This is a genomic window from Immundisolibacter sp. (assembly GCF_041625615.1).
GTDB lineage: Bacteria > Pseudomonadota > Gammaproteobacteria > Immundisolibacterales > Immundisolibacteraceae > Immundisolibacter.
Genome location: NZ_JBFJTF010000069.1, coordinates 1 through 11645 on the forward strand (window position 1 = coordinate 1; position 11645 = coordinate 11645).

At 70.2% G+C, this 11645-nt stretch carries 11 protein-coding genes; 5 read left to right on the forward strand and 6 right to left on the reverse strand.

Features of this window, described 5'->3' with window-relative positions:
- The 5 genes from ABYX71_RS06975 to ABYX71_RS06995 all read left to right on the forward strand — a co-directional run.
- The coding region (locus ABYX71_RS06975; RefSeq protein WP_372695789.1) for an MFS transporter at nucleotides 1-1269 on the forward strand (1269 nt) is incomplete at its 5' end.
- A complete protein-coding gene (locus ABYX71_RS06980) occupies nucleotides 1266-1556 on the forward strand; it encodes an Lrp/AsnC family transcriptional regulator (RefSeq protein WP_372695790.1) in 291 nt (96 codons plus the stop codon). The genes ABYX71_RS06975 and ABYX71_RS06980, both read left to right, overlap by 4 nt.
- 63 nt (nucleotides 1557-1619) lie before the next feature.
- Nucleotides 1620-2783, forward strand: coding sequence for a diguanylate cyclase domain-containing protein (locus tag ABYX71_RS06985; protein ID WP_372695791.1), 1164 nt, complete (start codon nucleotides 1620-1622; stop codon nucleotides 2781-2783).
- Nucleotides 2780-3367: a DUF445 domain-containing protein gene (locus tag ABYX71_RS06990; protein ID WP_372695792.1), complete on the forward strand. Its 588-nt coding sequence runs from the start codon at nucleotides 2780-2782 to the stop codon at nucleotides 3365-3367. The genes ABYX71_RS06985 and ABYX71_RS06990 overlap by 4 nt, the downstream gene beginning before the upstream one ends.
- A 57-nt stretch (nucleotides 3368-3424) precedes the next feature.
- Entirely contained in the window at nucleotides 3425-4279 is an 855-nt protein-coding gene (locus tag ABYX71_RS06995; RefSeq protein WP_372695793.1) for an alpha/beta fold hydrolase, read from the forward strand.
- An 88-nt stretch (nucleotides 4280-4367) separates the two neighbouring features.
- Here ABYX71_RS06995 and ABYX71_RS07000 read toward each other — a convergent pair whose 3' ends face one another.
- From ABYX71_RS07000 to ABYX71_RS07025, 6 genes are all read right to left on the reverse strand, one after another.
- A complete protein-coding gene (locus ABYX71_RS07000) occupies nucleotides 4368-4991 on the reverse strand; it encodes a TetR/AcrR family transcriptional regulator (RefSeq protein ID WP_372695794.1) in 624 nt (207 codons plus the stop codon).
- Nucleotides 4992-5094: 103 nt separating this feature from the next.
- Nucleotides 5095-5898 (reverse strand): fumarylacetoacetate hydrolase family protein, encoded by an 804-nt coding sequence (locus ABYX71_RS07005; protein WP_372695795.1) that lies wholly within the window; start codon nucleotides 5896-5898, stop codon nucleotides 5095-5097.
- Between the two features lie 62 nt (nucleotides 5899-5960).
- Nucleotides 5961-6677: a HugZ family protein gene (locus ABYX71_RS07010; protein WP_372695796.1), complete on the reverse strand. Its 717-nt coding sequence runs from the start codon at nucleotides 6675-6677 to the stop codon at nucleotides 5961-5963.
- Nucleotides 6674-7573, reverse strand: a complete 900-nt coding sequence (locus ABYX71_RS07015) for a transglutaminase N-terminal domain-containing protein (RefSeq protein WP_372695797.1) — start codon at nucleotides 7571-7573, stop codon at nucleotides 6674-6676. Before ABYX71_RS07015 ends, ABYX71_RS07010 begins: the two co-directional genes overlap by 4 nt.
- A complete protein-coding gene (locus ABYX71_RS07020) occupies nucleotides 7570-10065 on the reverse strand; it encodes a circularly permuted type 2 ATP-grasp protein (RefSeq protein WP_372695798.1) in 2496 nt (831 codons plus the stop codon). The genes ABYX71_RS07015 and ABYX71_RS07020 overlap by 4 nt, the downstream gene beginning before the upstream one ends.
- Before the next feature lie 22 nt (nucleotides 10066-10087).
- Nucleotides 10088-11645 (reverse strand): transglutaminase family protein (locus tag ABYX71_RS07025; protein ID WP_372695799.1); only part of this gene is annotated, 1558 nt, incomplete at its 5' end.

Consider the following 11645-nt stretch of genomic DNA (forward strand, 5'->3'; position numbering starts at 1 on the left):
CTCAGCCTGCTGGGGCTGGCCTGGACGCTGAAGTTTCTGTGGGCGCCGGCGGTGGACGCCTGGCGCGGGCACCGGCGCTGGATGCAGGCCGCGAACCTGCTGATGGCCGGCTGCATGCTGGCGCTGGCCAGTCTGGACCCCGGGCGTACCGAGCTGTGGCTGGTGCTGGGCGTGTTCGTGCTGGCCTCGGCCACCAACGACATTGCCATCGACGCCTACACCGTCGAGCACGTGCCGCGGGCCGAGCTGGGCCTGGCCAACGGGGTGCGCATTGCCCTGTACCGGGTCGGCATGCTGGCCGCCGGCGTGCTGTTGATGCTCAGCGACCGCATCGGCTGGAGCGGCACCTATCTGGCCACCGGCGGCCTGCTGGCGGCGCTGGCGGTGCTGTGCGGCGCCGCGCCGGCGGAGCGGCCGCGCCTGGGGGCACCGCCGCGGCTGGCCGACCTGCGCGCGCTGGTGAGCCAGCCGCGCAGCGTGCTGGCCGGCCTGGCCGTGCTGACCGTGCTCGGCTGGCTGATCGGCCGCCAGTTCGGCTGGCTCGGCCAGCGTACCGATGTCGTGCTGGCGGTGCTGGCGGTCGCGCTGGCGGTGCTGGCGGCGCGCCAGCCGGCGCGCGCGGGCACGTCCGTGGCGGCGCCGTTCGCCTCGCTGATGGCCCGGCCGCACATGCTGGGCGTGCTGGCGTTCGCGCTCACCTTCAAGCTCGGCGACGCCGCCATGGGGTTGATGGTCAAGCCGTTCTGGGTCGATGCCGGTTTCAGCGCCAGCGAGATCGGCCTGGTGTCGGTGAACGTCGGACTGGTGCTGTCGGTCGCCGGCGGCGTGCTGGGCGGCGTGATCACGCATCGGCTGGGCGTGTTCCATGCCCTGTGGTCGCTGGGCCTGCTGCAGGCCGTCTCCAACCTGGGGTATGCCTACGCGGCGCATGTGGCCGGTGTCGGCGAGGTGTCCGCGGGCGTGCTGTATGCCGCCAGCATGGCCGAGTCGTTCACCGGGGGACTCGGTACCGGGGCGTTCCTGGCCTGTCTGATGGCGGTGGTGGATCACCGTCAGGCAGCCACCGAGTACGCGCTGCTGTCGTCGCTGTTCGCGCTCAGCCGCTCGCTGGCCGGCTTTGCCAGTGGCTTCGGCGCCGAGCTCATGGGTTACCGCGACTATTTTCTGTTGACGTTCCTGCTATGTTTTCCGGCTTACGCGCTGCTGCCGACCGTGCGCCGCGCTCTGGCGGCGGCCGAGGCATCCGACGCGCCTGGAGTTTCGCAATGATTACCGCATTCGTTTTGATCGACGCCCAACGGGGGCAGGTCGGCGCGCTGGCGCAGCGCCTGGCCGAACTGCCGGGCATTGCCGAGGTGTACTCGGTCAGCGGCCGGCACGACCTGGTCGCGATCGCACGGGTGGCCGAGGCCGACGACCTGTCGGCCCTGGTCACCGACAAGCTGGCGGCGCTGCCGGGCATTGAGCGCACGGAGACGCTGTTGGCGTTCCGCGCCTTCTCGCGGCACGACCTCGACAGCCTGTTCGATGTGGGGTTGGGACCGACGGAGCGCTGAGTGGACGACGTGATGTCGGCCCGACGGCGCCGCCGGCACCGGGCCGGCCGCGGGATCGGGCACGTGCGTGTCGCCGCCGGCGCGGCGCCCGGCGCTCGCGCCAACCTGCGGCGGCAGGTGGTCGACCTGTACCGGCGCGGTACCTTGCCGGCGCTGCTCAGCGTGTCGTGTGCCATCGGTCTGATGGGCGTGTTGTGGCCGGTGCTGTCGGCGCCGGTGCTGACGGCGTGGCTGTCGATGCAGCTGCTGATCGCCGTCGGGCGCCTGCGCTTGGTCGGGCGGTTCAACCGCCACCGGGTGAGCGACGATCGCCTGTGGCGGTGGCGCAATTACTACGCCAGCGCGGCGCTGACGACCGGCCTGGTGTGGGGCGGTGGCAGTGTGCTGCTGGTGATGAATGCGCCGGCGGTGCAGCAGGTGTTGACCTGGGTTGTGCTCAGCGCCGCCGTTCTGGTGGAATTCCCGGCCCTGGCGCGTCTGGGACGGCCGTTTTTCGGCTTGCTGGTCGCGGCCCTGGCGGCGCCGCTGGGGCTCATGCTGTTTGGTTCGCCGCCGCTGCCGGATGCTGCCGCGGCGTTGCTGTTGTTGGCGTTTGCCAGCGCGCTGGCGGGGATGGAGCTGCGTCGCACGTACGTCGATGGCTTGCAGCTGGAGGTGGAGTTCGCCCGTCTGGCGCGCCTCGATCAGCTCACCGGCCTGGCGAACCGGCGCTGTTTCGACGAGACCCTGGCCGGTGAATGGCAGCGTGTCCAGCGGTACGGTGGGGAGTTGGCGCTGGTGGTGTTCGACGTGGACGAGTTCAAACCCTACAACGATCATTTCGGTCATCCCGGCGGTGACAGCTGCCTGCGACGCCTGGCCGCTGCCGCCCGCGAGGTGGTGCATCGTCACGGCGACCTGGTGGCGCGCCTGGGTGGCGAGGAGTTCGCGGTGGTGTTGCCGCAGACTCCCGCCAGTGGCGCCGCAGCGGTGGCGGACACCCTGCGTCAGGCGGTCGAGAACCTGAAACTGCCGCATGCACCCGGCGCCGGGCGGGAGATGGTCACCATCAGCGCCGGCGTGGCCAGCGTGCGGCCAAGTGGCGAGCGACGCGTCGAGGATCTTGTGGAAGCGGCGGACCGGGCGCTGTATGCCGCCAAGCGGGCCGGCCGTAACCGCGTGGTCACGGCGCCGCTTTTCGACGACAGCGTCAGTGGGCCGGCGGCGGCCGTGCGGGTGTCGGCATGAGCGCATGGGCCGGCTGGGTGCTGCCGCCGCTGATTGGCGCCGTGATCGGTGGCGTGACCAACGACATCGCCATTCGCATGCTGTTTCGGCCCTACCAGCCCTGGCGCATCGGCCGTCTTGGGGTGCCGCTGACGCCGGGGCTGATCCCGCGGGAACGTGCGCAGATCGCGGAGGCCATCGCCGACACGTTCACTGCCCACGTGCTCGACGGTGATCAGGTGGCCGATCTGCTGCTGACCGAGCCGGTGCGCGCGCGCTTGCGCGACAAGGTGGCCGGCATGGTCGAGCAGCTCGGTGGCCTGCTGGGTGCCAACGCGGCCATGCTGTCGATGGCCAAGGGCATGGCCGGCGATTTGCTGTTGCGTGAGGTCGACGCGCTGGCGCGGGCCGACGGGCCCAGCGCAGAGCACATCCGCGAGCGCATTCGTGCCCGTATCGACGCGCTCGACGTGGCCAAGCTGGAGGCGCTGGTGCTGGGGTTCTCGCGCAAGCAGTTTCGCGCGATCACCTATTTTGGCGTGCTGGTGGGGGGGCTGATCGGCTTCGTGCAGGTGCTGCTGACGCAGGTGCTCGCCGTGTATTGAGCGGGTCCGGCGCTATCATGGCGGCCGGCCAACCACGCCTCACAGGGGAGAATCACCATGCCTGACGTCGTCAGCAGTCGGCTGCCTACCGGCGGTTTCGAAACCTTCTTTCATACCTGCGGCGCTGCCGATGCGCCGCCGGTGATCCTGCTGCACGGCTCGGGCCCGGGCGCCAACGCCATGTCCAACTGGGTGCATGCGCTGCCGTTCCTGGGCGAGCGTTACCGTGCCATCGCGCCCGACATCGCCGGCTTCGGCGAAAGCCAGCACCATGCGCCGCCCACCGGTGCGGCGGCGTGGATCGATGTGTGGACGGCGCAGATCATCGCGCTGCTGGACGGCCTTGGCATCGAGAAGGCGCACCTGGTCGGCAACTCGATGGGCGGTGGTGTGACGCTGCAGTTGTTGCGTCGCCATCCGCAGCGCTTCGAGCGGGTGGTGCTGATGGGCGCGGTCGGCGCGCCGTTCACCACCACCGAGGGGTTGCGTCGCGGCTGGGGCTATTACCGCACCGGCACCGAGGAGGAGCTGGCGTACCTGGTGCGCAAGTTCCTGCACAACCCGGACGTGCTGGGCGGCGACGTGGATTCGATTGCGCGTCAGCGCTACGGACTGGTGATGCAGGATCGCATCCGCACCCAGTTCGAGGCCATGTTCCCGGGCGACGCACAGACGCACGTGGACGCCTTCGTGGTGCCGGAGCACGAGCTGCGCGCCATGAACCACCCGACGCTGGTGACACACGGGCGCGAGGACTTCTTCATCCCGACCAGCACCAGCCTGTACGTGGCCGAGCGCATGCCCAACGCCCAGCTGCACATGTTCCACCACTGCGGCCACTGGATTCAGATCGAGCAGCGCCAGGCCTTCAATCAATTGGTGCTGGATTTCCTGGACGGCCGTTTCGGCTGAGCCGCCGAGAACCCCGCGGCCGACGCGTCGCCGCCGGCCCGTGTCGGGATGCTCCCGAGCGCGGGTTCCGGCGGTGCCGGACGGTGTCTTAGCCGGCGGCGATGCCGCGCGTCAGGATGTCCATCATCTGCGCGCTGTAGTCGTGAGGGTCGTCGGCGAAGTCGATGTCCTGAAAATGCCGCAGCAGGGGGCGGGTCTGGGCATAGAACACGTTGCCGGCGTTCACCAGCACGGCGATCAGCGCCGGGTTGACGTCGGCCCGTAGCTGGCCGGCGGTCTGGCCGGCGCGGATCAGCTCCACCAGGCGGTGGAAACTGGCGGCGAAGTCGTCGCGCACCGGCTGGATATCGCTCTCGTCACAGTCACTGGTCAGCGCACGCAGCACCAGGCGGCTGGACATGGGATCTTCGATGTAATCGCACAGACGCATGCGCGCATAGGCGTTCAGGCGTCCGATGCCGTCTTCTTCCAGCCGCGAGACCGCGTCGATGGAGTCGGTGAACGAGCGGCAGGCGTTCTTCAGGACTTCCTGGTACAGAGCCGCCTTGCTCTTGAAGTGATGGAAGATGTTTGCCTTGCTGACGTCGGCCCGCTTTGCGATGGCGCTGATGGAGGCGGCGTCGTAGCCCTGACTGGAAAAAATTTCCGCCGCCGCCCGTCGGACTCGGTGGGCGGGGGCGGCACAGGGTTTGGGAGGGGAGGGGTTCGTCATTATGTGTAACAACTAACTGGTTCGGAGGGGTGGACCGACCGGTCAGTCGGCGTTGATGTTAAGCCCGTTGTGGGGCGGTTGCAAGAGGGGGCGAACGATGCCGTCAGGACGCCGCCACGGGGTTGCGCAGCACGCCGATGCCGTCGATTTCCACGCGGACCTCGTCGCCGGGTTGCATCCACAGCGGCGGCGTGCGGGCAGCGCCGACGCCGCTCGGGGTGCCGGTGAGAATGACGCTGCCGGGCTCGAGCGTGCAGTCGGCACTCAAAAACTCGATCAGCGTCGGCACGTCGAAAATCATGTCGCTGGTGTTGGCGGACTGCACCGTCTGTCCATTCAGGACGGTGCGGATATCCAGCGCGTTGGGGTTGGGGATTTCGTCGGCCGTGACCAGGACCGGGCCGAGCGGGCAGAAGGTGTCGAACGACTTGCCGCGACAGAACTGTCCGCCACCCCACTCCATCTGCCAGTCGCGGGCGCTGACGTCGTTGGCGCAGGTGTAGCCGAGCACGTGGTCGAGGGCGTCGGCGGCGCGCACGTTCTTCGCCCGACGGCCGATGACCACGGCCAGCTCGCATTCGTAGTCCACCTTGTGGCTGGGTGCCTGCGTGGGGATGAGGATGGGCTGTTCGGGGTGGTGCAGGGCCGCACGCGCCTTGATGAACAGCACCGGATACTGCGGGATGGCGGCGCCGGTTTCCTGGGCGTGCTTGCGGTAGTTGAGGCCGATGCAGTAGATCGTGGGCGGCGCCACCGGCGCCAGCAGCGGGGCATCGGCCGGTGCCGCGCGGTCACTGATCTGCCAGTCGCCGAACAGGTCGCCGTCGATGAAGCGGCGTTGGCCGGTGCTGTCCTCGGCGATGTGGCGCGGACCGTCGGCGGTGTCGATGCGGGCGATGCGGGCCATGCAAGTTCTCCTGTTTTCGGCGCCGGTGCTGGCGTAAATGGGTGCGCAGTGTAAGCGCTGCGTCACACGGCGGTGGCCTGACGCGCCTGACGCAGCATGTCGATCAGGCGCCCACGCACGGTGTCGGCGGTATCGGCCGGCGTGTCGAAGGTCAGTCGTCGGGGCGTGCCGTCGGACACCATGTCGATGCCGTGCGGGTCAACGCCCACCAGCTCGGCATGGCCCGGATCGACGCCGAAATAGTGACGGCAGTAGGTGTGCACCGCGTCGGCGTGGTCGCGGTTCATGTGCTCGACGATGTCGGCCTCGACCTCCGCCAGCGGGTTGCGCAGGTCGACGGCGTCCGGCTCGATCCAGCCGATCTGGCCGAAGCCGCCGATGAAGCGCAGGCGCACCGCGCGCAGCGCGTAGAACGCGAAATCATGCGTGTCGGCGTAGGCGCGTGCCGCCGGGAAAAATCGGCAGTAGCGCGCGCCGGTCGCGGCGGCGTCGGACGGTGCGAGCCGGTAGGCGTCGGCCAGGAAGGTCAGGCGCGGGCCGGCCTGTGGGTCGGCCGCATCGGCCGGGTCGAACACGGTCAGTGACACGCGCGGGTCGTCGGCGATGTTGCGGGTGTGTTCGGCCAGGGTGCTGATGTAGATGACCGGCTCGCCGGTGGCACTGAGCACATAGGGCGTGATCGAGCCGAACGGGTAGCCGGGCAGGCTGCGCGATTGGGTGGCCAGCACGCCGTAGCGGCTGGCGCGCAGGAACTCGCTGGCAGTACGTGGGTGGTTCATGACGCGTTCGGGGTGTCGGGTAGCGGGGTGACGTCGACCTGCACGTCGATAGTGTGGTTGTCACCGCCACCGTAGATGATGCCCTTCAGGGGCGGCACGTCGCTGTAGTCGCGGCCCCAGGCGGTCACCACGTGACGGTCCGAGGGTTGCAGGTTGTTGGTCGGGTCCCAATCCTGCCAACCGACATCCGGCAGGTAAACCTGCAACCAGGCGTGCGAGGCGTCGGCGCCGGCCAGTTTGGCCTGTCCGGGCGGCGGCACGGTTTCGAGGTAACCGCTCACGTAGCGGGCGGCCAGGCCCAGGCTGCGCAGGCAGCCGATGGCCAGGTGGGCGAAGTCCTGACACACCCCGCGGCGGCGGCGAAGCACCTCCAGCGGTGGGGTGGTGACGTCGGTGGCGGCGGGGTCGTAGGCGAAATCGGCGTGGATGCGCGTCATCAGATCGGCCACGGCATCGGTCAGCGGGCGACCGGGCGCAAAGCTGCCGGCGGCGTACTCGTGCAGCGCGGCCTCGGCGCGGACCAGCGGCGAGTCCAGGCAGAACTGCATGGCGTCCAGCAGTTCGGCATCGTTCGGCGCGGCCAGGCGCTGGCGCGCCTGCTGCCAGTCCATGTCGCCGCCCAGCCACAACTGGCGGCGCTGCGCCGTCAGGCGCACGTCGCAGGTGGCCGTGATGGTCACGTCCTGGTGCGGTTGCAGGATGGCGAAATAGCTTGCGGTATTGCCGAAGTAGTCCTGCCGGTCGCGGTAGTCGCTGCACGGCGGCTGGATGTCGAGGCGCCCGCCGGTCAGTGTCTGCCCCGCGAAGCTGCGCGGCAGCAGGTGCGCTTCGTTGTGGCTGATGGCCACCGGCGCCTCGTAGCGGTAGCGCGTGGTGTGGACGATGCGGTAGTTCACGGTGGGTCGGCCGGCACATGCAGCAGCGGGTGGGGCGCGGCCGGCGTCTGGAAGTGGATGCTCGCGACCGTGTCCGACAGGGCACGCAGCAGGTACTCGCCGCGGGCCAGGAACTGATCCAGGGCGGCCGCGTCGAGACCCTGGTCGCCGGTGAAGGTGGTCAGGTCAAGCAGGCGCAGGCGGCTGGTTGCTTCCAGTGCCAGGCGGCCGGCGGTGTCCAGGCGCACGCCGTCGCTGCCGTGGGGGAGGGCGGCGAGATGGGTCTCGATAGCGCGCAACTGGGCGGCCAGGCTGCGCGGCTGACGCTGGTCGAGCAGCAGCAGCTCCAGGGCCACGGTCGTTTCGGGGCGTTGCTGGCGGTGGCGACGGAAGGCCGGCATCGCGTCGCAGAAGGCCAGCGCGGCGTCCAGCCGTGGTGGGCTGGCGGCGTCACACAGGAGACTGCGCAGCACCACGCCAAGGTTCTGGCCGCGCTCGATGCAGCGGCCCAGTTCCAGGAAATGCCAGCCGGTGTCATGTTCGAGCGCGTCGTGCAGTGCGCCTGCGAGTGCCAGCAGGGCCTGCAGCTGGCGCTGGCTGGTGACCGCCAGGCGTTCGACAGGTTCGCTGGGGTCGGCGGGCGTCGGAGGCCAGGGGGCGTCGGTCAGCAGGTGCAGGGCGTCCTCCGGCAGGCGCTCGCGCACCGCTTCGGTCGCCTGGCCGAGCGCCTGCAGGTTGAAGGCCACGCCCCCGGGGTGCTGGGCGTCGGTCAGCAGATCGAGAAACCGGTGCGGCAGGGTCTCGGGGGCCGCCTGTGTGGCGGCGCCCGGATGGTTGGCGGTCAGGCGGCCCAGGGTCTGCACCAGGGCCTGCAGCCGCTGCGTGGTCCATGGCGCCGGCATGCTGTCGGCCAGCGGGTCCAGGGTCAGGCGCAGCAGACGCAGGGCGGCGATGGCCCGCTCCAGGTAGCGTCCGGCCCAGAACAGGTTTTCGGCCGCGCGTCGCGGCAGCTCGCCGTGGGCCATCCCCGCAGGTGGCGTCGCCGGCAGCTGCATCGTTTCGGGTTCGGGCTCGCTGGCCAGGACCCACACGTCCTTGCCCATGGCGCCGGCCTGGTTGCTGATGAACAGCGTGTCGGCTTGTGGCGCCGTGCGTGCGAACCCGCCGGGCAACACCCGGTAGGCGTCGTTGCCGGCGGTCAGAAAGGCGCGCAGCAGTACCGGGCGCTGTTGCAGCTGCTGGTCGACGAACGAGGGCGCCGGTCGCGGCATGATGGCGGTCTGGGCCACAAACTGGGCCGGCTGCGCGCGCAGCCGGTCACGCCACATGTCCCGTTCCCGACGGCTGAGGTTTGCTCCGAAAACCGAGCGCTCGTCGATGCGCCGCTGCAGGCGCTTGATGACCAACTGTGGCAGGTGTTCGAGCACGTAGGACAGGTGCTGTGGGTCACCGCACCAGTAGCTGTCCACGCTCGGCAGGCGCAGCTCCTCGCCCAGGAAATACCGTGCCAGGGCCGGCAGGTAGGCACCCAGGGCCGGGTTTTCCAGCACGCCGCTGCCGAGCGGGTTGACGACGCTGACCTGGCGCCGGCGCGCCGCTTCCACCAGTCCCGGTACGCCGAGGAAGGAGTCGGGGCGCAGTTCCAGCGGGTCGCACCAGGCGTCGTCGACGCGCCGCCACAGCACATCCACCGGCGTCAGGCCCTCGAGCGCGCGCAGGTGCAGGCGTCCGCCGCGCATCACCAGATCCGAGCCTTCGACCAGCTGCAGGCCGAGCAGGCCGGCCAGCTGGGCCTGTTCGTAGTAGGTCTCGTTGTGTGGCCCCGGCGTGAGCAGGGCCATGGACGGTTCGTGCCGCGCCGCCGGCGGGGCCGCCGCCAGCAGGTTGCCACGCAGCGCGCGCAGGAACGGCTCCTGCCGGTGGGCCGCCGCGTCGCGGTACAGGCTCGGCAGCACGCGCGCGGTGACGCGGCGGTTCTCCAAGGCGTAGCCGATGCCGGACGGTGACTGGGTGCGATCGGCCAGCACCCAGGTGCGGCCGTTGCAGTCGCGCACCAGGTCGGCGGCGTACAGCGGCAGCTGGTGGGCGGAGGGCAGGCGGATGTCCTGGCACGGGCGCAGAAAGCCGCCATGGCCGAACACCAGCGCCGGTGGCAGCAGGCCGCGGCGCAGCGTCTCGCGCGGGCCGTACAGGTCGGTCAGCAGCAGGTTCAGCAGTTCCGCGCGCTGGGCCAGGCCGGCCTCGATGGCGGCCCAGTCGTCGCTGCCGATCAGCAGGGGTACGACGTCCAGTGTCCACGGCCGCCGGGCGCCGTCGGCCATGCCATAGACGTTGTAGCTGGTGCCGGTTTCGTGCAGCAGGCGCCGCGCCTCTTGGGCGCGGTTGCCCAGGGCCTGCGGGCCGAGTGCTTCCAGGGCCTGGGTCAGGCGGGCCCGCTGCGGGTGGCGGGTGTCGTCCGGCAGGCCGCTCCACTCGGCAAGCGAGGCGGCCAGTTCGCTCGGCGGCGTCGGCATGTCAGCAGGTGCGACGGCCGCCTCAGCGCGGCTGTCGGCGCAGGTCCAGCGTGTGCGGGTAGTCGGTGTTGACCGCTTCGGTCGGCGGCGTCAGCGGTGCCGGCAGGCTGCCTTCGGGCAGGAACCGGCCCAGTGCCGCCACCGGCGGCGGTGGCACGATGGCGCCCGCGGTGTGGCCGTAATTCCAGAAACGCATGATGCGGCGCCCCTCGGCTTCATAGGCGTTGACCGGGAAGGTTTCGTAGTTGCGCCCGCCGGGGTGCGCCACGTGGTAGGTGCAGCCGCCCACGGCACGGCCGTTCCACGTGTCGATGATATCGAACACCAGTGGTGTGTGCGGGCCGATGGTCGGATGCAGCGCCGAGGGCGGATTCCAGGCCCTGTAGCGCACGCCGGCGACCTGTTCGCCGTGTGTGCCGGTGGCCTGCAGCGGCACCTTTCGGCCGTTGCAGGCCACGACATAGCGGCCGTCGGCGGTGCCGCTGAGGCGCACCTGCAGGCGCTCGACCGAGGAGTCGACGTAACGGGCGGTGCCGCCGGCAGTGGTTTCCTCGCCCATCACGTGCCAGGGCTCCAGGGCGGCGCGCAGTTCGAGCGCGAGGTCGCCCACCTGCACGGTGCCGTAGTGCGGGAAGCGGAACTCGACGAACGGGTCCAGCCAGTCGTCCTGGAACGGGTAGCCGGCCTCGCGCAGTTCGGCCAGCACGCTGCGCAGATCGGCGGCGACGTAGTGCGGCAGCATGAAGCGGTCGTGCAGGCCGCTGCCCCAGCGCGCCAGGGGCTGGCGATACGCCTGGCGCCAGAAGCGCGCCACCAGGGCGCGCAGCAGCAGCGCCTGGAACAGCGCCATGTGGGCATGCGGTGGCATTTCGAATGCGCGCAGTTCAAGAAGGCCGAGCCGGCCGCTGGCGCTGCCGGGGGCGTACAGCTTGTCGATGCAGAACTCGGCGCGGTGGGTGTTGCCGGTCAGGTCCACCAGCAGGTTGCGCAGCAGGCGGTCGACCAGCCACGGCGTCGGCGCCTCGCCGGCCGGCATCTGCTGGAAGGCGATGTCGAGTTCGTACAGGCTGTCGTGGCGGGCCTCGTCGACCCGTGGTGCCTGGCTGGTAGGGCCGATGAACAGGCCCGAGAACAGGAACGACAGGCCCGGGTGATGCTGCCAGTAGGTGATCAGGCTGCGCAGCAGGTCGGGTCGGCGCAGCAGCGGGCTGTCGGCCGGGGTCGGGCCGCCGAGTGTGATGTGGTTGCCGCCGCCGGTGCCGGTGTGGCGGCCGTCGAGCATGAATTTCTCGGTGCCGAGGCGCGCCTCGCGTGCCAGGGCATACAGCGTGGTGGTGGTGTCGACCAGCGCGTCCCAGCTGGGCGCGGGGTGCACGTTGACCTCGATCACGCCCGGGTCCGGGGTGACCATGAGCCGTTCCAGGCGGCCGTCACGCGGCGGCTCGTAGCCTTCGATCACCACCGGCAGCTGGCACGCCGCGGCGCTGGCTTCGAGCGCCGCCAGCAGTTCCACGTAGTGTTCGAGTTCGCCCAGCGGCGGCAGGAACACGTGCAGGCGGCCATCGCGCGCTTCGATGCAC